The 21,592-nt window shown below is 56.3% G+C and carries 14 protein-coding genes; 4 read left to right on the top strand and 10 right to left on the bottom strand.

The features are described 5' to 3' along the window. Positions 1–6 precede the first annotated feature (6 nt). From MYS68_RS04355 to MYS68_RS04345, 3 genes are all read right to left on the bottom strand, one after another. Positions 7–894: a phosphatase domain-containing putative toxin gene (locus MYS68_RS04355; protein WP_248924649.1), complete on the bottom strand. Its 888-nt coding sequence runs from the start codon at positions 892–894 to the stop codon at positions 7–9. Between the two features lie 57 nt (positions 895–951). Then, positions 952–1,962, bottom strand: a complete 1,011-nt coding sequence (locus MYS68_RS04350) for a LacI family DNA-binding transcriptional regulator (protein ID WP_248924648.1) — start codon at positions 1,960–1,962, stop codon at positions 952–954. 239 nt (positions 1,963–2,201) lie between these two features. Continuing rightward, the gene (locus tag MYS68_RS04345; RefSeq protein WP_248924647.1) at positions 2,202–3,599 is read right to left on the bottom strand and encodes a phytase; all 1,398 of its coding nucleotides are present in this window, start codon (positions 3,597–3,599) and stop codon (positions 2,202–2,204) included. A gap of 438 nt (positions 3,600–4,037) precedes the next feature. Here MYS68_RS04345 and MYS68_RS04340 point away from each other — a divergent pair, with 438 nt between their 5' ends. Both MYS68_RS04340 and MYS68_RS04335 read left to right on the top strand, forming a co-directional pair. After that, positions 4,038–5,876 carry a metallophosphoesterase family protein gene (locus MYS68_RS04340; RefSeq protein WP_248924646.1) on the top strand — a complete coding sequence of 613 codons (1,839 nt, stop codon included), beginning with the start codon at positions 4,038–4,040 and terminating at the stop codon, positions 5,874–5,876. Between the two features lie 65 nt (positions 5,877–5,941). Beyond that, entirely contained in the window at positions 5,942–6,196 is a 255-nt protein-coding gene (locus MYS68_RS04335; RefSeq protein ID WP_248924645.1) for a YkgJ family cysteine cluster protein, read from the top strand. Positions 6,197–6,690: 494 nt separating this feature from the next. On the opposite strand, the gene MYS68_RS38465 is transcribed toward MYS68_RS04335, so the two are convergent. Then, positions 6,691–8,898 (bottom strand): ABC transporter ATP-binding protein, encoded by a 2,208-nt coding sequence (locus MYS68_RS38465; RefSeq protein ID WP_275983425.1) that lies wholly within the window; start codon positions 8,896–8,898, stop codon positions 6,691–6,693. Continuing rightward, positions 8,855–10,672 (bottom strand): ABC transporter ATP-binding protein, encoded by a 1,818-nt coding sequence (locus MYS68_RS04320; protein WP_338043547.1) that lies wholly within the window; start codon positions 10,670–10,672, stop codon positions 8,855–8,857. Before MYS68_RS04320 ends, MYS68_RS38465 begins: the two co-directional genes overlap by 44 nt. Before the next feature lie 763 nt (positions 10,673–11,435). On the opposite strand from MYS68_RS04320, the gene MYS68_RS04315 reads away from it, so the two are divergent. Beyond that, positions 11,436–13,022, top strand: a complete 1,587-nt coding sequence (locus MYS68_RS04315; RefSeq protein ID WP_248924644.1) for a methyl-accepting chemotaxis protein — start codon at positions 11,436–11,438, stop codon at positions 13,020–13,022. A 56-nt stretch (positions 13,023–13,078) separates the two neighbouring features. On the opposite strand, the gene melA is transcribed toward MYS68_RS04315, so the two are convergent. Beyond that, positions 13,079–14,548, bottom strand: coding sequence for an alpha-glucosidase/alpha-galactosidase (melA, locus tag MYS68_RS04310; protein ID WP_248924643.1), 1,470 nt, complete (start codon positions 14,546–14,548; stop codon positions 13,079–13,081). A gap of 228 nt (positions 14,549–14,776) precedes the next feature. On the opposite strand from melA, the gene MYS68_RS04305 reads away from it, so the two are divergent. After that, a complete protein-coding gene (locus MYS68_RS04305; protein WP_248924642.1) occupies positions 14,777–15,664 on the top strand; it encodes a helix-turn-helix domain-containing protein in 888 nt (295 codons plus the stop codon). A gap of 16 nt (positions 15,665–15,680) precedes the next feature. On the opposite strand, the gene MYS68_RS04300 is transcribed toward MYS68_RS04305, so the two are convergent. The 4 genes from MYS68_RS04300 to MYS68_RS04285 form a co-directional block, all read right to left on the bottom strand. Further along, the gene (locus MYS68_RS04300; protein ID WP_248924641.1) at positions 15,681–16,463 is read right to left on the bottom strand and encodes a CPBP family intramembrane glutamic endopeptidase; all 783 of its coding nucleotides are present in this window, start codon (positions 16,461–16,463) and stop codon (positions 15,681–15,683) included. Positions 16,464–16,474: 11 nt separating this feature from the next. Beyond that, positions 16,475–17,110: a TetR/AcrR family transcriptional regulator gene (locus MYS68_RS04295; RefSeq protein ID WP_248924640.1), complete on the bottom strand. Its 636-nt coding sequence runs from the start codon at positions 17,108–17,110 to the stop codon at positions 16,475–16,477. A 301-nt stretch (positions 17,111–17,411) separates the two neighbouring features. Next, positions 17,412–19,037, bottom strand: a complete 1,626-nt coding sequence (locus MYS68_RS04290) for a glycoside hydrolase family 43 protein (RefSeq protein ID WP_248924639.1) — start codon at positions 19,035–19,037, stop codon at positions 17,412–17,414. Between the two features lie 99 nt (positions 19,038–19,136). Beyond that, positions 19,137–21,527: a helix-turn-helix domain-containing protein gene (locus MYS68_RS04285; protein ID WP_248924638.1), complete on the bottom strand. Its 2,391-nt coding sequence runs from the start codon at positions 21,525–21,527 to the stop codon at positions 19,137–19,139. Positions 21,528–21,592: the final 65 nt, after the last annotated feature.

The following is a 21,592-nucleotide window of genomic DNA, read 5'->3' as shown; positions in this document are numbered from 1 at the left end:
ACGGCTTTACTGCCGCCTTTGCTGCCGGGAACCAAACCACTGCGACCACGGGACTTCGTAACCGTTTCCGCAATTTTGCACGCAATATTCGTGGAATGTCCGGATAAATTCCAGCCTGTCTATAGCCGCCGCGTATTTATAAGGCTCCTTGGGGTCCATCCGGAACATGTCGCGCCCGCCGATCAACCGCTGTCTGCGCAAAAAATCTTCGAAGTTTACATCGGGAACGTTGCGAAGCATATCGTACATCAGCATGAAGGTAGTCGTGCGGCCGACGCCCCCGCGGCAGTGAAAATGCAGCCACACGTCGTCGGTAAGCGTTTTCACAAAGCGAATAAAGCGATCGGTTTCGGCAGCTGAAGGATGGTGGTGATCCGTGACGAAGAACCGTACATACATAAGACCCTCCCGCCTGACCGCTTCCTCTTCCGAGAGCACCGTCTTCATTCCGGCAATCGGCTCATGCACGCCGGCCGACTTTCCTTCGACATGGTCGAAAACGAACGGATCTTCCTGCCTCAGCTTTTCCAAAGCTTCCTTCTCCCTGCGCAGCACCTCGTCGTTGCCGTAACCTTTGTTGACGGCGTTGTGCGGAGCGAACCAGTTCACGGCCGCTCCGTTTACGAAGCCGTGGCTTTCCTGCCGCAGATCGACGATGATGATCGCCGGGTGCGCGATAGCCTGCGCCATCGTTTTGAGCCCCGATTGGGAAAATTGTCCGCTGCCGCTGATCTTAAGCTGCCTGAAGCCCGACAAATCCGGAAGCTCCCCGCTTTCGGCCTTCACTTCCATCGAAGTCGTGCGAAATTTCGCCGGCAGGCTGCCGTCATTAAACGCTTCCACGATACGTTTGATTGAAGGTAATCCGGCAGCATCTTTCTCCAGTGAATTCAAAGGTGATGCACCGCCTTTCGTTGTTCTGCCGATGGACCGGGCGAGCGGCGCTTCGCTTCAGCCCGGCCGGTATTCAGCGCATGTGTTTCTGACGATCAGCTCCGTATCGAGAAAAATCGGTTCCGCCGGGACCGGATTGCCCTGCATCATCGCGAGCAGCAGCTCGGCCGCCTTTCTGCCCATCAGGTTGCGGGGCTGGGCGATCGTCGTAAGTTTGATCCAATGCAGGTCGGATACTTCGACGTTGTCGAAGCCGATGACGCTGACCTGCTCCGGCACCTTGACGCCGTGCTTCGCGAGCCACTCCAGCGCCCCGATGCCGAGCATGTCGTTCGCGGCGAATACCGCCGAGACGGACGGAAACTGCTCGCGCAGCCGGGCCATCGCCTTATAGCCGTCTTCGATCGTTCTTCCGCCGAAGACCGCTCCGTTCGGATCCGGCCGGATGCCTCCGGCCTGCAGTGTATCGACGTAGCCGCGGTACCTTTCCTGCCCGGTGAATGAATATTCCGGCATCCCGATAAACCCGATATGCCGATGCTTCAGCGACAGCAAATATTCAACAGCGGTGCAGGCGCCCTTATAATGATCGACGTCGACGACCGGGATATCCAGTCCTTCCGGCGGACGCCGCCGCGTCAGCACGACGGGGATCTCCAGCCGCTTCAGCAGGTCGACGATCTCGTCGTTCATCACATCGGGCGTAGCGATGATGCCATCCATTTTGCGTTCGATAACGCTGCCCAGAAACCGAATTTCCTTCTCGAGCCGGTGCGTCGTGTTCCCGTACACGACCTGGTACCCGCTGTCGGAAAGCACTTCCTCCACCCCGTCGGCGATATTAGCGAAAAAAGGATCTTTGATGTCGGGGATCATAAGTCCGACCGTATACGATTTCTTGTTAATCAGACTGCGGGCCAGCGCGTTCGGAGTGTATTGGAACTTCTCCATCGCCTCAAGCACTTCTCTCTTCGTTTCCGGCTTGATATCGGGATGATTGTTAAGCGCCCGCGATACCGTCGAGACGGAAACGCCGAGCTGTTTGGCAATGTCTTTTATCGTGACCAACGGATTAGCCTCCTCATCGAGAACGTTTCCGGTAACGTTCCCGAAAAACTGTAAACGAAGATTTCGTCGTTTGTGATTTATTATACTTCAGAAAAATGTCGAAAGATAGCCAATCACAGAGCTTCCGCCGATCACCGATAACCCGTTACCTTATTTCGCAGAGGTCCGGTAACGTTTCCGGTAACGTTACCAAAATCTTATAGCAATCACCGCTCGGATGTCAATACCAAAGTTTATGCCTATCTGTTCCGCTTGATCAGCTTGCGCGGGTCCACCGAAGGATCCTGCGCCAGTCCGGGATCGATCGCTTTGGCGATGGATTCCCACCGCACGATTTTGAAGTTCTGGTTTAACGTCTTGCCTCCGGTAATGTTTTCGTCGTCCTGCGCGACAAAGATGCCGCCCGGATATTTGTCTCCGAGCCCAAACGAAAGCACGTCGATTCCGTCCGTTTCGGTCGTGCCGTCCGTCAAGTCGCCGTCCGCAATCCGGAAGCTGCCCACATAGCTGTTGCCGCCTTCCCGCTTGTAGATGACATAGCGGTTGCTGCCCTGGCTGGAGGCGATCAGATAACCTTTGCCGTCCTTGCCGTAGTATAGCGCAAGTCCTTCGATATCTGCGGTCAGCCGGCTGCCGTCCGGAACGTCCACCCTGCCAATCGGCAGCACTCCGCTTTCCGGCTCGGCATCGAATTTCCACAGCGCGACGTTCTCCTCCGAAAAATACATGTAGCCGTATTCGTCGTCGGCGACAAGCCCTTCGGCAATCGTGCCGAGCTGGAACTCGCGGACCAGCCTGCCGTTTATTTTGCCGCTGCCGTTATCGAAAATTTCATACTGCTCGAATTCGCCTTCTTTGCCGAGGATAAGCGCGTAAAATTTGCCGGTTTTGAGGCTGTGATAAAGCGAAAAGCCGTACACCTCGGTCATTTTCGAGCGAATTTTCTCGCCATTAACGGAAGTAAGCTCGCCGGTCTCCGGATCGATCGCAAAAAATTCGACCGTATTGCCCGAGCGGTTCGTCGCCGCAGCGATATCGACCTTTTTGCCGCCGAGCGGAAAATCGTAGCGCACGTCGATGTTGTTGACCTTGCCGACCTTGTACGAGTACAGCTCCTTGCCGTCCAGATTGTAAACCAGCACGCCGCCGCCCTTGTTCGTTGCGATCAAGGTGCTTTTGGACGGGGCCTTCGGGTTCACCCAGATCGCCGGATCGTCGGCCGCATCGCTTCCGCTCTCCACGGCGTCGGTTTCGGTTTCGGCCGTGACCTGCACAAGTTTCTCCTCCGCTTGCCGCGCCAAATCAAGCACATCGCTTCCGGACGTATCGCCGAGCAGCAGCTTCACGAAGTCGGCGGGCACTTGCGTTACGCCGTTCTCGAGCTTCGCAGCGGCGCTGAGCTTGCCGGTTCTGGAACCGAGCGTATACTCGCCCCTGCCGACGGTAACCGATCCGGTCGATCCGTTCGGCAGCTTGAACGCCGCGGATTTATTCGGACCGTCCCAAACGACGGCGGCTCCCGCTTTTTGCAGGCTTTCGCGCAGCGGTACGTAATCTTCGGCCGCTAAGGCCGCCGTCTGGAAAAGCATCGAAGACGATAAAGCGGTTACAACGACAAATCGCTTAAACTGCTTCATACACGCACTCTCCTGACTTATTCAATTTTTTCCTGGCAAAAGAATTTACGACGACAAATCATAAAAGCAGCACTCAAAGCGGTCCGGAAAACATACCGGAAAATGCAAACGCCTTCCGAATCGGCATCACCTCCTTTTCGCACCAGGTGGGTAAGCGCTTAACAGAGACAAATTATAACACTCTCTTTGTGGGTTGGGAAGATATGTTTTGCATTTTAGCCTTCCTCATTGTCCGATTTCCTTTCCCGCTCCCCTCCTTCAGGGGTTTTTTGAATAATTTTGGGTAACCGCTTACTTTATTGTTGACGAGTTTCGCTATAACTGGTAATCTGCTTAGAAACGCCCCTCAACAGTGAGGAAAATGTTCATTCGCCTATTTCCGGTACTTTGGGGAGCCTTCAGTTTTCCACAAAAAAACAACATGGGGAGGCTGGAAAAATGCGCTTGGTTGTGCTTGGAGATTTTCACCTCGATCCGGACGCTTACGAACTGACCCGCTCCGCAATGGAAGATATCGAGCGGCTGAAGCCGGACTTGGTCGTGCCGCTCGGAGATTTCGGAAGCAAGGAGCGGATCGGCGGCATCGAGGGACTGCACGAGGTGAAACCGTTTCTCGATATGATTTCCGCGCCGAAGCGGCCGATTTTGGGAAACCACGATCTGCAGCGGGAGTCGGGAGGCGGCCCTCAAGCCGATGGAACGATGGAAGCGGAACTGATCAAGCTGTACTCGTTGGAAAAACCGTACGGCGTCATCGAGTTCGATACGTTCCGGCTGTTTTTTGCGTCCACAGAACCCCAGCCCGCCGATTCCTGCTATTGTTTGCAGGAATGCTACGTTACGGATGAGCAGTTCCAAACGCTCGTCAGCGAACTCGAACAACGTCCGGGCGTGCCGGTCGTTTTCTTCACCCATGCGCCTCCGATCGGCTGCGGGCTGCGCACCGTGCCCCGCGTGCACGTCCGGTCCACCAATGCTTATCTCGATCAAAATCACGACCCTTACCGTTGGAAGCGGCTTTTCGAATCTTACCCCGAGATCGTAATGTGGTTTTCCGCCCACTATCACCTCGGGCACCGTTACCCGGATTCACATACGTACCGCGGCGGAACGCATTTTTTCATCACCGGCGTTCATGGGAACTGCACCCGGGACGAGTCGAGACTTTCCCGTTTGATCGATATTGCGGACGGTGAAGTCCGGGTGCGGACGATCGACCATGTCAAGCGGACCGTTACGGACGAAGGCGCTTTTACGCACGCCGGGCCGCTGCAGACCATGATCGGCTCGGACGGCCGGAACGCCGGCCCGGCCCTGTCGATCCCGCTGCCCGGTCCGGGAGCCCGTCTCGTGCGAAGCTCGGCCTGCTCCGTCGGCGAAAGCGCCTCGATGCCATACGGCGTTCATGCCGTCGGACCCGGCAAATACGCTGTGACAACGCAGGACGGCTTCACGTGGGAGGTCGAGCCGGAAGGGGAAGCGGTCATAGGCACCCTGCACTACGGCGAGCCGCTGCACGCCGTGGCCTTAGAGGGCGATTCGCTTTGGATGAGCTGGAACGGCGGCATCGGACGCTCACAGCTCACCAGCCCGTGGCGGTTCGTGCGCAGCTTTACCGCCGAATGGCCGCAGCGGAAGTGGCCTGCGGACGAACCGGTCCTGTCCCTGGCCCCTCATCCGGACGGCGGCGTATGGGCCGCTTCGGCCGGGAGCATCGTCCGGTTCGATCCCGAGCGCGAGACGTTCGCCGGTTTCCGCCTTACCTTGTCGGCCAAGCCGGTAAGACTTGTACCGGAAGGGCGCAGGCTGCGGATTTTGGACGAGGACGGGCGGCTGTGGTGTTGGGACGGCCATGGCGGCGGCGCTCAGCTCGAACGGGAGAATATTCTCGCCTTCGATGCGTTGGACGGAGAGACGGCCATGATTACGGCAACCGGCCAAGGGCATCTGCTCGAATTGCACGGCCCGCATGGCGTTTACCGTACTGCCTTGCCGCCGATTGCCGCCGCCGATAAACCCGACATGTCGGCGTTTCAGCTCGTTTGCCTGGGCGGCGGAACTGCGGCCGCGATCATTCGCGGGTATGTGTATTACGCCGATGCCGCGGCCGCCTCCCTTGTGCGGCTGCCGCATCTCGCGGGCAGTGCGGCCGCCATTTGCCGGTCCGCGTCCCCGGACGGCGGGAAGCCTGCTTCGTACGGGTTCGCCGTACATATAGCGGACGACGCCGTCCTGGGCCGCCCGCAGCTGGAGGTATGGATGCGCGACCCGCAATGAAGCCCGGGCAGGTGACGTTTATGCTATAATGGAGCAAATCGCTCATAAAAAGGGAGGATTGCGCCATGGAATGCCGGATCGGTTGTGCGGCGTGCTGCATCGTCGTTTCGATCTCATCGCCGATTCCCGGCATGCCGGAAGGTAAACCCGCCGGCGTCCGCTGCGTGCAGCTGACCGAAGACAACCGCTGCAGGCTGTTCGGAAGCCCGGAACGTCCGGCCGTCTGCGGCAGCCTCCGGGCTTCGGTGGACATGTGCGGGCGTTCGAATGAGGAGGCCTACGCCATTTTGGCCGAGCTGGAGAAAGCGACGAAACCTTGACTTTTTACTGTTCAAATAGACCGGGACCCCTGGCTGCAGGCGGTCCCGGTCTTTATGCATGATCAACAGGTATGATATGCTTGCATGTTGAAACTTTCTCCCTCTCGCGTAACTAAAGTGAATTGAATGCGATAAAATTTCTAACGGTTGCCACAGCGGTTATTGCATGGATATTGCGGGTTTTAAAATTCTAAAGGTTCTGGTTGACGTTATTTGGGCAATATGATGACCTCTTAGCGGGAAATCCTTTAAATAAGCTCATGGGTAACCGTTAGAAATTCAAAATGAGCATTTTAAGCTAAATAAGCGCTGTCACAACCGTTACAATTTAAGAACATTGTTCTGGCCGTGTCTCCGTGATCAACCAAGGAATGAAATTCTTCATTTTACCTGCAACGAAGGAAGCATATCTGGCGAAAAATAGCCCGTTTCCTCCTCGCAATCTCCGGCCCGTCGGCATTAAGTTTCTCCAATTGAACTTACTCGCATCGCATTTACACGTACGCTCCCTGCTGCAGCCGGTACAGCCGGTAATACGGCCCGCGCCGCCGCATGAGCTGCTCGTGCGTGCCGCTCTCGGCGATTTCCCCGCGGTGCAGCACGATGATTTGGTCCGCCTGGCGGATCGTCGACAGCCGGTGGGCGATAATAAACGTCGTCCGCCCTCGCTTCAGTACGTCCAGCGCCTGCTGGATGACCGATTCCGTTTCCGTGTCGATGCTCGCCGTCGCTTCGTCGAGAACGAGGATCGCCGGGTCAAAGGCGAGCGCACGCGCAAACGAGATGAGCTGCCGCTGTCCGGCGGACAGCGTGGCGCCTTTCTCCTCGACCGGCTCGTCGTACCCGTACGGAAGCGAACCGAGTAGCCGCCCCGCACCGACCGCTTCCAGCGCCGCCTCCACCCGCTCCCGCGCGACGGAACGGTCGTCCAGGCTGACGTTGCCCGCCACCGTGCCGGTGAACAGAAACGGGTCCTGCAGCACGATGCCCATATGCGAGCGCACGTGCTGCCGCGTCATTTTGCGGGTGTTCTGCCCGTCGATCCAAATCGTCCCCTGCTGCGGGTCGTAGAAGCGGAACAACAAATTCATCAGCGAGCTTTTGCCGGATCCCGTATGCCCGACGAACGCGACCGTCTCCCCCGGCTTCGCTTCGAAAGAAATCCGTTTCAGCACAGGCTCGCCTTCCTTGTACGCAAACGATACGTCCTCGAACCGGACGTGCCCTCTCCCTTGCCTGTGGGACCGGCGGCCGGAACCCGCCGTAGCCGCCGGCGCCCTGTCCGAATCGCCTTCCGCGGCGCTTTCCGCCGTTACTGGACCGGCGCCGGCGGCTGCGCTGCCCGCATGCGGCGCACCCGCTTTACGGTCCAGCTCAACGGACCGCCGTGCCGGGCCATGCCCTTCCGCCACAGGGTCCGCCCCTTGCTCCTGCCCATCCTCTACCCGTTCGGCGAGCAGGTCGAACACCCGCTCCGCCGAAACCATCGACTGGCTGAGGCCGGATAACTGGTTCACCACGTTCGTCACCGGCTGGAACAGCCGGTTCAAGTAATCGACGAACGCGTACAGCACACCCAGGGAAAGTGCGCCGGATTCCGCAGATCCTGCGATGCCCGCCGCCCGGCTGAAATACCAGATCAGCAGCGCATACGCGCCAACCCGCAGGAAACCGACAAGATTGTGCGAGGTAAGCGAATTGAGTCCGAGCATCCGGTATTGGTAGGAAAAATGTTCCCGGTTCAGCGCCTCGAATTCGCGTTCCACCTGTTCCTGACGGCGGAACGCGCGAATGATGCGCATCCCTTGAATCGTCTCGTTCAGCATCCCGTTCATGTCGCTGAGCCGGCTGCGAATGACGTGGTTGTAACGGTTCGCCAGCTTCCGGTAGCCGGCGACCCATACGAACAGGATCGGGATGATCAGCAGGCAGACAAGCGCCAGCCTCACGTCAAGCAAAAACATCGCGGCCAAAATCGCTGTCATGTAAATCGCGCTGGACGCAAAGTTGGCGAGCACGTTCACAAACAGCTCGCGGATCGCCTCCGTATCGTTCGTTATGCGGGCGACGATTTTGCCGGCAGGCTGATTGTCGAAAAAGCGGACCGGCAGCCGCTGAATATGCCCGTACACATCGAGCCGCAGCTGCTGGATGATCCGGCCGGCGGCCGTTTGCAGCAGCCGCTTTTCCCCGTAGTGAAATCCGGAGGCCAGCAGGAGCAGACCGGCGAAAGCGGCCATCAGCCGAAGCAAGCCGGGAAGCTCCGGTTTGTAAAAAGCCACCACCTCGCTGCCGGTCAGTCGGACGGCCTTGTAATCGGCATGTTCGCCGCCTCGCGTAATGCGCACCGTTTCGTCGCCCGCCTCGCGCACGCCGTCAAAACGTATCGCACCGGCGATAAAATAATAACTGCGGCCGATCAGCAGCACGCGGGCTTCCTCTCCGTGGGCTTCGCCGTCCTGAAGCCGGTCGATACGTTTGTACGTATGGCCGCGAAACTGCACCGCGGCATCGTCCGATGCGGCGGGCGGCACCTCCAGCCAAATGCGTTCGATGCCTAAAATGTGATCGTCGATGAGCTTTTTGGCGATCATCGGACCGGTCAGCTCGCAAAAAACCGCAAGCGAGAGCAGCAGCAGCGCGAGTGCGATCGTTCGCTTATAAAAGGCTGCGTAAGCGAGCAGCTTCTTTCCCGTTCCCATTCGGACTCTCTCCTTCCTCTTCGGCACGGCTATCCGCTGTAGTTTCCTCCAGCTGCTGCAAAACAAACTGCTCGGCATACCATCCTCCGCGTTCGAGCAGCTGCCCGTGCGTTCCGGACTCGGCAACCCGCCCTTCGTCCAGCACGAGAATGAGGTCGGCGTGCTGGACGGCCGAAAGCCGGTGCGTCGCGATGATTGTCGTTCGCCCCGCCCGAATGCGGCGCAGCGCCGCGATGATCTCCGCCTCCGTGCGGGCGTCGACGGCGGAGAGCGCGTCGTCGAGCAGCAGCAGCTCCGGCTCCGCCAGCAGCGCGCGGGCGAGCGAGACACGCTGCTTCTGCCCGCCGGACAGCGCGACGCCCTTCTCGCCGACGAGCGTATCCAGCCCCTGCGGCAGCATGGGCAAATCGTTCGTCAGCGCCGCCGCGTCGAGCGCTGACGCAAGCTCCGCCTCGCCGGCATGCGGGCGGCCGAACTTTACGTTCTCGCGAACCGTGCGCGAGAACAAAAAATGATCCTGCGGCACGTACCCGATCCAGCCGTGCAGCCGCGCCAGCGAAATGCTCTCGATCGGCACGCCCGAGAGCGTGATGCGCCCTGCTCCGGCCGGGTACTCGCGCAGCAGCTGACGGAGCAGCGTCGTCTTGCCGCTGCCGGTGCGTCCGACGACGCCGAGCGTTCCGCCTTCGCGCAGCGTGAACGAAACGTCCTGCAGCTGCAGCCCGGAGGCCGACGGATAAGCGAAGCTGACCCGCTCGAAGCGGATGTCGCCGGCGCCGGCCGGCTTGAGCGGCTCGGCCGCTTCCGTCACATCCGGCTTATAGGCGAGCGTCTCGTTCACGCGGTCGAGCGAAGCGCTGCCCCGCTGCATGATGTTGATGAACTGGCCTACCGCAAACATCGGCCAGATGAGCATGCCTAAATAAATGTTGAACGAAACGAGCTCCCCAAGCGTCAGCCGGCTGTGAAACACCAGATAAGCGCCGTAGCCGATCCCGATCATGTAGCTTAAGCCGACAAGCGCCTTCACGGTCGGATCGAACAGCGAATCGATCCGGGCGACGTCCTCGTTTTTGCGGTGCACGTCCTCCGTCAGCTCGCGAAAGCGCTCGAAGTCGTTGCTCTCCTGCACGAAAGCGCGCAGCACGCGAATGCCGGACACCGTCTCCAGCACCCGGTCGTTCACCCGGCCGAAAGCGTCCTGCGCCGCGGAAAATCTCTCGTGCACGGCTTTGCCGTAATAACGCATCGTGACGGCGATCAGCGGCAGCGGCAGCAGCGAAGCCGCCGTCAGCTCCCAACTGATGAACGCCGCCATCATCGTCAATATCGTCAGCATCCACATCGTGGAGTCGCACAGCGTCATCATCCCCATCCCCGCGGTCATCGACACCGCCTTCAAATCGTTGGTGGCCCGTGCCATCAAATCCCCCGTGCGGTTGCGCTCGAAAAAAAACGGCGTCATCCGCAGCAGGTGTCCCATCAGCCGCGACCGCAGCTGCCGTTCGACATGAAAGGCGCCGCCGAACAAATAATAACGCCACACGTACGTCATGCCGTAAATCAGCACATTTAAAACCATAAGCTGCAGCAGCAGATCGCGGACCCTGTCCGCGGATAAAGTCCCCTCGCGCAGCTTGTCGATGGCGGAGCCGAGCATTTTCGGAGGCAGCACCTCCAGTACCCCGACCGCGCCGAGGATGACGATGGCCGCCGCATATTGCTTCCAGTAGCTTTTAAAAAACCAATCCAGCTTGCGAAAAATCGCCCACACGGCTACACTCCCCTTCCTATCGTTAAAAAAAGCAAGAACAAACTCCCCAAAAGTGAAGTGAACCTTTGCAGCCTATTCCTAGTATTTTTGGGGGAGCCCCGGTTATTTACAAAAATTAGACATGCATAATTTCCTAAGCAACAAAAAAAGACACAGCGTCCGGGAAGACGCCATGCCCTTGAACATCGAAGGCACATATTAAGAAGCGCGCGTCACGGCCTGCATCGGCGCGCGCCTTTCGTCCTGATCACTCAAACTTTTCAGAAAAAAGGTGCCGCCGCATCATTCGGTTGGTTGAAACGGTTCGGATTGAAAACATCCATATGATTTCGGTCAAAATCGCGATGATTTCGATGAAGATGACGATGCATGCGTAAGCCCTCCTTTTTTTCCAAAAAATGTGATTGGGAATTTAACTTGTACTCTACCATCCGTAGCCTCGTCTTGTCAAAGGATTTTTTTCTTTAAATTTTTAATTAATTTTTAGCGAAATTTTGTAAGATAAATGACCAAATTCGACATTTGAATGATAAAATCGTTGTAATTAATCGAATAATGTCGAATTATGACCAGGTGATCCGGATGACTACTGCCGCGAGGTGCAAAGCTTAGTTCCGCATCGTTTCTGCAATTTAATGCCGGGTAAGTACAACCTCACGAGATTTACCGCAGAAAGGGGGTGACACAGCATCCTGTCCCTAACCATGCCCGCATCCGCAATCCTAATCCTCAAAACAAACTTACATAACCGGAGGTTCATTCAATGAAATGGATTAAAAATGTAAAGGTCGGCGCGAAAATAAATATGCTCATTGCCATCTGCCTCATCTCCATGCTGGCCATAGGATTGATCGGCTATAGAGGGATGCAGCAGATGAACCGCGGCTCAATGGAAATGTATCAAGAGCAGCTTCAGCCGATTGAATGGATTCTTTCCATGCAGGCGAACTCGACCCGAATCGAAACCGATCTGTTCGAACTTATGACCACCTCGGATCAAGAACGAAATAAAAGCCTGGTTAAGGAAATGCAGGACATATCCGCACAAAATGAGATTCTTCTGGCCAATTATACGAAAACCGAACTGACTGCAACGGAAAAAGACCTTGTCAGCAAATATAACGGCACGATGGAACAATATAGAAATGCCCGCAAGGAAGTGCAGGAGCTTGCCCTTCAAAACAAAAACGCCGAAGCATATGCCGTTTTCGAGCAAAATGTGGCGTCATTGAGAGATCAGAAGAACAAATATTTGTCCGATTTGATCAACTACCTGAAAAACGAGTCCAAGCAAACCGATCAGATGAATCATGAAGCGTTTATATCGGTACGAAATACTGCCATCATCATCATTGTCGTCGCAGTGGCCCTCTGTATCTGTTTCGGCAGCTTGATCGTCCAGTCGATCTCACGTCCGTTAAGACGGGTGGCCGATGTACTCGGCAAAGTCGCGGAAGGCGACCTGCGCGAGACGGCGGATATCGACTCCCGCGACGAAATCGGCCAGCTGGCGGGCGCATTAAATCACACGATGCAAAGCTTGAAAAAGACGATCGGCGGCATACTGGCCTCGGCGGAAAACGTCTCCGCAGCCGCCCAGCAAATATCCGCCAGCTCGCAGGAGATCGCCAGCAGCAGCAGCGTCCAAGCCGGCGAAGCGCAAACGATCAATGAGCTGTTCAGAGAGCTTTCCACGGCGATCAATTCCGTTGCGGAAAGCGCGGAGCAAGCATCCGAGCTGTCCGGCAAGACGATGTCCATGGCCCAGGAAGGCGGAAAGGTCGTTCGCCATTCGATCGAAGGCATGAATTCGATCAACAAACAGATGGCGCTGCTCGAACAGGATTCGGGCAAAATCGGGGAAATTATCGGCGTCATTGACGACATCGCCGATCAAACGAACCTGCTTGCGTTAAACGCAGCCATCGAAGCGGCCCGTGCCGGCGAGCAAGGACGCGGCTTTGCGGTTGTCGCCGACGAAGTGCGCAAGCTGGCCGAGCGCAGCAGCGAAGCGACCAAGCAGATCACATCCATCATTAAGGGGATGCAGGAAAATACGAAGCACAGCGTGAAGGCGGTAAGCGAAGGCATGGCCAGCTCGCAAAGGACGGGCGAGGCGTTCGAAACGATTTTGACCGTCGTGAACGAAACCGCCCACAAGGTGACGGAAATCGCCGCTGCCTGCGAGGAACAGGCTGCGCAAACGTCCAATGTGATGAGTTCGATCGAAACGATTTCCGCCGGCACCGAGGAAGCGGCAGCGAGCAGCGAGGAAACGGCATCGACATCCCAATCTTTGGCCCAATTGGCGCTGGACCTGAACAGAGCCGTAGCTGCGTTCAAATTGTAGAAGCCAAACGAAATAAGGAGCGCAGGCGGAAGAAAATCCGTCGGCGCTCCATTTTGTTAAGAATCTTTATACCCCACCGACAATCTCTCGTTTCTGTCGATTGCGACCTGCTCGCCGCGAAGCGCCGGCGGCTGCCAGTCTCCCGCCGGCCTTACCGGCTTATAGAAGCCCGGCGGCTGCGGAATGTCCTTCCACGTCACGCCTTCTCCGTTAAACTGCGGCATCCACGGGGCCAGCGCTTCGAACATTTCGTCGCACATCTCCCAAACCTCCTGCGTCGTACACACGGCCGCCGTCAGCGGATCGTGCAGAACAGCCAGCTTGACGAGCTCCCGGTTGCCCGTCAGCGCGGCCTCGACAGCCATTTCCTGCACGCTGATGCTCGCACGGCACGTGGCGGCGCATTGCAGCGGCAAATTGCCGACCCAGGCGGCATTGATGCCGTTTCGGTCTACGTAGCAAGGAATTTCGATCGTGCAGCCGTCCGGCAAATTCGTGATGAACCCTTTGTTTTCGATGTTGAAATGTCCTCTGTACGTCTTGCCCGTTTCCAGCGCTTCGATGATATAGGAGCCGTGTTCGTCGGAACGTTCGCCGAGCCGGATATATTCGGCTTCGCCGCTCATCCATTTCGGATACATTTCAAGATATTCATCTCGCTTGGAGATGCAGTGGTTCAAATATCCCGCCGTGCGGCCGCCGATCCATTCCCCCGTATATATCCACTTGTCCGTCTCTTCCTTGCGCTTGCGGTACCAGGGCAAATATTCGCTCAGATGGCCGTTCGATTCGGTCGAATAATAGCCGAACCGCTTCAATACGTCGATGCGGCAAGGCTCGCGCAGCGACAGCTCGGGGTGCTTCTCGAACGCCTCAAGCAGAAACGGCGTCATATCGCGGCCCTTGTGCGTCACCTGGATATACCAGGTTTGATGGTTGATGCCGGCGCAAATAAAATCGACTTCTTCCCTCGGCAGCCCGAGCGCCGTTGCGATTTGTTTATGGCCGCCCTGCACGCCGTGGCATAAGCCGACCACATGAATGCCGCCGGCGCGGCGCAGCGCCCAGGTGTTCATCGCCATCGGATTGGAATAATTGAGCAGCAGCGCGTTCGGCGCCGTCTCGCGCATATCTTTGGCGATGCCGAGCAGCACCGGAATTGTCCGCAGCGCGAAAAACACGCCGCCCGGTCCGAGCGTATCGCCGACGCATTGGTCGACGCCGTATTTCGGCGGAATTTCCACGTCGTGGCGGAACGCCTCAAGCCCTCCGACCCGCGCCATGCAGATGACGTAGTCCGAGCCGGCAATCGCTTCACGTTGATTCGTCGTTTCCACGATCGTCGCGGCGAGGCCGTTTTTCCGTATCATATTGCGGCACAAATCGGCGACCATGCGCAAATTTTCCTCATTGATGTCCATGAAACGAAACTCGGTATCCCTGAACTGCTCCACCGCCAAAATGTCCATCATCAAACGGCGGGTAAAGCCGATGCTGCCCGCGCCGATCATTGCGATTTTCAGCATGATCGCATACCTCCGATATTCTTCATTATTGCTGCCTCGCAAAACCGAAAAGCGTTTCCGAAGAGCTTACGAATTAAAGGTATATCAAATCATTGCCGCTTACAATGGTAATTAACTGCGAATTCACGGTAAAATATTGCTGCCTGCTCTCCGCTTGTTATCCGCAAAATATTGCTTTATAATACGACTCGCAAGCAGTTGAACTTTTCACGTGAGGAAGGTGTCGAGATGTCCGTTAAACCGCCGGAGCCGTTCCGTCATGCCTACGGATTCCGCTTCCGGGAAACGCCGAGCTTCGGTGTGGCGCAAATCGACGGTATCGGCTGGGAACAAACGGTCAGCGCCGACTACAACTGGGACGGGATGAATCGCGGCAACCCGGATTCCGTCCTGTTTCAATATACGCTATCGGGGCGCGGGATGATGCTTCTCGGCGATCAGACGCACACGCTGGACGCGGGCAAAGCGTTTCTTGTGCGGATTCCGAGCGTCCACCGTTACTTTTTTCCGGAGGACGGCGGGCATTGGGAGTTTCTCTGGATCATGCTGAAGGGGGATCGGCTTGCGCCGGTTTTCGAGGAGCTTGCCTCCAAAACGGGGCAGGTAGCGGAGTTCGCGCCGGAAAGCCCTCCGATACGCGCCTTGAAGGCGATTTTTGAAAAAGCGAAGCTGCGTCAAATTACGGACGGTTATTTAAACTCGATGTACGCGTACCAATTCATCAGCGAGCTGTACCGCAGCAGCGCCTATGAAGAAACCGCCTCGACGCTTCCCGAGGCAATCCGCAAATCGGTCCGGTACATCGAGCTGAATTACGAACGGATCGGCAGCCTGGACGAGATGGCCGACGTCGCGGGCTTATCCAAATTCCATTTTCTCCGTCAATTTCGCCGGTTCACGGGGCTGACGCCGCTTGAGTATCTGAACAAGCTGCGCATCGAAAAGGCGGCCGGGCTGCTGCGCACGACCGAACTAACGCTCGATGAGATCGCCGCCAGCGTCGGATTCGCCGGAGGCAATTATTTTTCCAAGGTGTTCCGCCATTGGGTCGGCCTCTCGCCGGGCAAATTCCGCAGCGAGCAGGAGCTGGCCCCGGAGCATCTGTTTCTCAGGTAATTATTGCGTCATGCCGTCAGCCTGCCAACGGAATGACAGCATGCAGCACGATGTCGGCGGTCATATGGGAGACGACGGCGTATTCCAGTCCCTTTTTCCAATATAAGTAGCCGAAAACGATTCCGCCCAGCGAGTTAGCCAGAACGATATAAACGACAATGATTGCGGTTAAAGTACCTGTTAAGGCCTGCGCCGCACCCAGATGCCCGATGCCGAACAAGACGGCTGCCGTGAAGATGGAAACCGTGTAAATCCATCCCGGCAGCGGATGCCTTTTTCTGGAGAACAATTTGCCGAGCGCCCAAACGGCCAACGTCATAAATCCGAACCGTATCATAACTTCCTCGACAACCCCGCCTTGAAAGACGGTTGTCAGACCGATCCACGGCGGTACTTCCGCATTCTTAACCGCTTGATTCATCTCGGGCATAAAGGGCATGAAGATCACCTGGACCGCAGCTATACACACGGAGATGAGAATTCCGCCGACAACGGAAATCAGCACATATTTCCTATCCCAAGCGGGTCTTGCCTTTCTTTCAAAAACCGAACGAATCCAGTCCCACTTAAGGCCCGCCTTGTCGGACAAAGAAGCTCCTATCCAGCTCAGTACAAAAGTCATTAGTACGACATTGACGCCGGAAGCGACCGCGTATTGAGCGAACGAAATAACCGGTCCGCCCGGCGGACTCATTTTGTCCAAATTGCCCGAGGTCGCCCGTAAATAAGGCAAGCTGATCGTATAGGAGCACACGGCGATAACTGCAAAGTAAACTGCGAATTTAAGATTTCTTATCATGAAATCACCTCCTACTGCTTCTTAATACCGCTTATGAAATATCGGATATGATCCTCGATGCGTTTTTCCAATTCCGCCGTATCGCGTACGTCATGCTTCAGCAGCAAATATTCGGTCATGACGGAAAACAGCGGATATTGATATTCAAAAGCAAGCTGTCTGGGGTCATGCCCCCGAATGGCGCCCTTTTGAATAAGGATCTTAAACGCGGCTTCCAAAAAATCGATCGTCCCTTTATAAATATCGTCCAAAATGATCATTCTTGCCCGCTGATCCCTGAACTGCTCGATATTCAGAATCCGCCATATTTTCGCTGCCAGCGGGTCTTGAACGGATTGCTTGAAGGTTTCAAAACCCCAAATAAGAAACTGTTCCGGCGTCATCTGCTGCAATATTTCATCCAGTTTTTCGACCGGGGGAAGCCCTTTTTGCCGCAGCTCGGTTCGGAAAACGGAATAAATCGCCTCCAAGAGGTCGTCCTTCGTTTTGAAATGGTTGTACAGCGCGCTTTCCTTGATGCCGACCTGCTTCGTTATGTGCCGGACCGATACCGCAGAGTAACCGTGTCTGGAAAACAAATCGATCGCCGTTTCGAAAATTTTGCGTTTGGTGCTGGCTGTATCTTTGACAGGAAATAAATGATCCATTCCGACCGCCTCCTTGCTTGGATTATACATGCATCATCTCGGTTAAGCCTTCAATCGCTGCTAAGATGATGGCAAGGCTGATGTCATTTATGGCACTAATCTCCCTCTATCAATGACATATTTTGGATTATAGTGAACGGATGTTCATAAGTCAATAATTAACGTTCGTTCATATTTAAACTCAAACGGCAAATTTCCCAAAAAAATAAGGAGCACTCAAAGTGCCCCTTATTTCCGGAAACTTGATGTTTCGAGATACCGCATCCGCTAGCTGCCTTACAACCGGATAGAGAACGGCGCCTCAAATCGGCATGTACTCGAAATAATCGAAATCGGCGAAATTATCGCTCGTTGCTCCATGCGCTGTGGCATACATTCCGATGTATGTACCGGTGAAACCTCCGCCCACATCGACGCTCAGTATGGTGCCGTCGGCGTTTTCGTACAAAGCGAACCACTGCTCGGCTTGTACGGCATAATAGAAGCTGTAGCTTTGGCCGATCGCCTCCACCTTCATGTAAAGCCGCCGTTCCCGCAGCTCCGCCGCTTTCCCCGCTGCCGCACCGGCACCTGCTTCGGCGGGTACAGCCTGCTCCGCCAGCACCGTGTCCGTCCCCTCGCGGCGCTGGATTAAACGGATGACGAGCGCGGAACCGCCACCCGGTCCGCGGCTGATTTCCATGCGGTACTGGAAGTCGGTGTTCTCCAGCAGCACGAGTCCGGCCGCCTCGCGCTCCGACTGCGGCGAAAATTCCATCGCTACACGAGCGGCAAAATCGATATGCTGCTGGCGTCGCCCGACAAAACTCGGATTCGCCTCTTCCATCACGGTCTCCGGCTTCAGCTTCAGCCGCAAATAGCCGGGCCGCTTGGCGAGCGACCAAAACTCGCCCCGCGGCGTGCGGATAAAGTTCCACTCATGCCTAAGTGTCGGCGAGTCAAAATGATCGCACGCAGGCTGCGTCGGCCAGCGATGCTCAGGCAGCGAAGGGCGCGGCATCTCCGTCTCGATGATGCCTTTGCCGGGATTTACGACCGGCCAGCCGTTCTCCCAAATGAAAGGCGCGAGAAACGTTTCCCGTCCCAGGTTGCGGTAATGTCCTCCGTATGGGCGCGAGCCGAGGCAGACAAGCCACCAGTCGCCGTTTTGCGTCTGAACGAAGTCGGCATGCCCCACATTGGCGATCGGATGCTGCTGCCCCAAATGGCGGTGCGTGAGGATCGGGTTCATCTTGCACGCTTCGTAAGGGCCGGTCAGCCGCTCGCTGCGGGCGATCGTCACGGAATGCGTAAATCCCGTTCCGCCCTCGGCAATGATCAAATAATAATAGCCGTCGATTTTATACAGGTGAGACGCTTCCTGGGCATGAGCCAGCTTGAGCGCCCCGTCCCACAGGCTGATCTTCGGCCCGACCAGTTGATGCGTCCGCAAATCGAGCTCCTGCAGCCATATTTCCATATGCTTCGGATACTGCTGCCCACCCGGAGGCTGCCGGTTGCCGGTGTAATAACACCTGCCGTCGTCGTCAAAAAACAAGGAAGGATCGATCCCCGGCGCATCCTGCAGCCAATGCGGATCGGACCACGGACCGGCCGGATCGTGCGCCGTGACGTAAAAATTTTTCCGCGCCCCCGTCGCGCTTTCCACAAACGTCGTCACCATGTAAAATGTGCCTTCATGATAGCGGATCGTCGGAGCGTAGATGCCTTTGGAGCAAGGCGTCCCATCCAGATCGAGCTGTGACGGCCTGTCCAGCACATGGCCAAGCTGCCGCCAATTCACCAAATCCTTGCTGTGGAAAATCGGTACACCGGGGAAATATTCAAAAGTCGATGTCACCATATAATAGTCTTCGCCGACCCGGCAAATTGACGGATCGGCATAACATCCGGGCAAAATCGGATTCTTAAACGTACGTGCCTCCATAACATCAGCATCCTTTCCCTAAGCTTTTGCTGATTCTCATTATAGTACATAAAACTGCCATTTTGTTTCGCATTGATGACCATTTCAATCCGAACTTTGCTATTTTTGTTCTTTCACATCCGTTCCTCCGTCCTTGCTCAAGTCACCGCCCGTCCGGGCGGACAAACGGTACATCTTGGGCGAGCATTTGACGTGGCGCTTAAACGCGCGGTTCAGGTTTCGCTCCGAGTAGCCGACTATCCCGGCTATTTCCGCTATGCCCAAGTCCGTCTCCGCCAGCAGTCTTTTCGCTTTCTCCAGCTTGAACTGCATCACATATTCGATAAACGCGACGCCGGTTTCCTTTTTAAACATGCGGCTCAAATACGAAGGGCTGAGCCGCACGAGCTCCGCGCATTCCACAAGAGTCGGCATCCCCTGGCCGTCCTCGATATGCCGGCATACCCGGCGGATCGCAATCCGGATCTGGTTGGCGCGAAACTCCTCAGTAACGCGCCGGTGTAACGGAAACAGCGACTCGATGAACCAGTCCTGTACCTCCTGCGAGGTTTGCCTAGCCTTAAGCTGCTCGAACAAATTGCCGCCGAGCTGATCGATCGCACCATAACCTTCATGCTCCAGCGACCGGATAATCGACGAAAGCAAAACATGGTAACACTGCATCACCGTATCGTAAGAACCGGAGCTGCGGATCGTCCGGGAAAATTGCAGCAGCGCCTTTTCCGCCTCCGGCAGCTCGCCGCGCGACAGCGCCTCGAGCAAATCCGATTCCAGCTTTCTCGGATAATTAAAAGCAGTGGCCTTTTCCCTGGAAGCCGTTTCTTCCTCGTAAAAAAGCACCGCATCGACATCGTGCAGCAGGCGGGATTGAATCGCTTGCCGCGCCTCCACGTACGATTCGTGCAGCAGCTCAAGCCCGGAGCGCTCCCCGCCGATACCGACGGATACCGTGAAGGACATATATTTTTTCAAGGCGGTGCAAATTTCCCCGGCAAAAAGCCGGACCGTCCGCCTCCGCTCCTCAATATCCGACGCCGCTTCCGCAAAATGAAGGATAACCGCGCTTTCCTTCCCCTCACGGTCAACGACATACCCGGCTATCCCGGGATAATGTTCCAGAAGCTCGGCGATGATGTTGTTAACCGCAAAAACGATGACCGCCCCTTCCCCCGGCAAAAACCGCTTTTCCTTAAACAGGTTGTCCACCTTCACGATCATCGCGATGAACAGGCCCTCTGCCGGTATCCGGTACAGACGAAGGTATGGCTCGGCCGCTCCGGGATCGGGAGGGCCGTCCGCCTGAAGCAGCTTCAGAAGAAATCGGTCGCGCAGATCGGGCTGAATTTGCTTTACGTACCGATTCAGCGATTCCGCCTGTTCGCTTAGGTACGCGAGGCACGAATGGATGAATTCGATTTCGTTTTCCTTCGCACCGGCGGACGAGCCTTTTCCCGCAGGATGAAGCCGTTTCCCGTACCGGATCAACCGATCGATCGGACTGTATACCATTTTCGACGACAAATAAGTCAGCAGCACACCGACGCTTAGGCAAAACAGCACGGACGCCGCAACGAACGCCCGGACCCAGTCAAGCTGGCTGACGAGCCCGGCTTCGGGCATCATGATGACGTAAGAGCGGCCGAGTGCGGTTTTATGGAACATGATCAGCATCCGGTTCGCGTCGTCCTTCAGCATCGCGTATTCGTTTGCGTCGTCATGGCCGAGCACCCGTTTCAGCGCGGAAACCTGCCCCGCGGCTTGACCGATCGCCGCCACTTCCGACGAATGCAGCATAATCCGGCGATCCGCGTCCATAACGACCAGCGATTGCCGATGGGGTGCCAGGCCCGCATCGAACAGCTGCTTGCGAAGCGCGTCGATTTTCACATGGACAAGCAGAGCGCCCTGCGGCGCTCCGATCTTCATCACCGGAAGCTGCCGCACATAGGTGAGGCAGCCTTCGGCTCCGATGCCGGGCGAATAAATCCAGCCGGCTTGATTTTTCATGGACAGCACGTTCCGGATAATCTCTCTTTGCGGAGAGTTTTCCAGCGATGTTTGGCCGTAGGCGCCGGACAAGACGACATTCGAAGCGCTTTCATAAAACACGATATCTTCAATCAGATTGTTGGCGCTTTTTTGAAACAGAAACGAATCCATCATTTCCGTTTGCTGCACGTACCGATCGGCAAAATCCGCTTTCCCGAGCGCCGAGCGGACGGCGGAGCTGGTGGAGATTTGCAGCGACTCCAGCTCGATGCGGGTCAATACGTTTTCCAGACGGTCCTTGAACGTGGTGAGAGAGGCCCGGCTGTCTTCCTGAAATTGATGGACCAGCTTGTTCATCGCGAATTGATAATAGGCGGCTCCCGACAAAACGATCGGGACGGCGACGGAGATACATCCGAGCCAAATCATGCGCCGCAAGTAGCTTGTTTTGGACAACACCGAGCCGATTTTCGCGCGAGCCGCATCCCGCAGGCGTTTCATAAGCCGTAACCCCGCATCCTTTTATGTCATCTCTCGAACATGATGTCCCGTTCCGTCCGCCCTTG

The organism is Paenibacillus hamazuiensis, assembly GCF_023276405.1.
GTDB classification, from domain to species: Bacteria; Bacillota; Bacilli; order Paenibacillales; family NBRC-103111; genus Paenibacillus_AF; species Paenibacillus_AF hamazuiensis.
This window is presented reverse-complemented; position numbering and strand designations above follow the sequence as displayed.

Coding starts and splice junctions, on each gene's coding strand:
- MYS68_RS04345 (WP_248924647.1), bottom strand. CDS start 3,599: ATGAAGCAGTTTAAGCGATTTGTCGTTGTAACCGCTTTATCGTCTTCG.
- MYS68_RS04340 (WP_248924646.1), top strand. CDS start 4,038: ATGCGCTTGGTTGTGCTTGGAGATTTTCACCTCGATCCGGACGCTTAC.
- MYS68_RS04335 (WP_248924645.1), top strand. CDS start 5,942: ATGGAATGCCGGATCGGTTGTGCGGCGTGCTGCATCGTCGTTTCGATC.
- MYS68_RS38465 (WP_275983425.1), bottom strand. CDS start 8,898: ATGGGAACGGGAAAGAAGCTGCTCGCTTACGCAGCCTTTTATAAGCGA.
- MYS68_RS04315 (WP_248924644.1), top strand. CDS start 11,436: ATGAAATGGATTAAAAATGTAAAGGTCGGCGCGAAAATAAATATGCTC.
- melA (WP_248924643.1), bottom strand. CDS start 14,548: ATGCTGAAAATCGCAATGATCGGCGCGGGCAGCATCGGCTTTACCCGC.
- MYS68_RS04305 (WP_248924642.1), top strand. CDS start 14,777: ATGTCCGTTAAACCGCCGGAGCCGTTCCGTCATGCCTACGGATTCCGC.
- MYS68_RS04300 (WP_248924641.1), bottom strand. CDS start 16,463: ATGATAAGAAATCTTAAATTCGCAGTTTACTTTGCAGTTATCGCCGTG.
- MYS68_RS04295 (WP_248924640.1), bottom strand. CDS start 17,110: ATGGATCATTTATTTCCTGTCAAAGATACAGCCAGCACCAAACGCAAA.
- MYS68_RS04290 (WP_248924639.1), bottom strand. CDS start 19,037: ATGGAGGCACGTACGTTTAAGAATCCGATTTTGCCCGGATGTTATGCC.
- MYS68_RS04285 (WP_248924638.1), bottom strand. CDS start 21,527: ATGAAACGCCTGCGGGATGCGGCTCGCGCGAAAATCGGCTCGGTGTTG.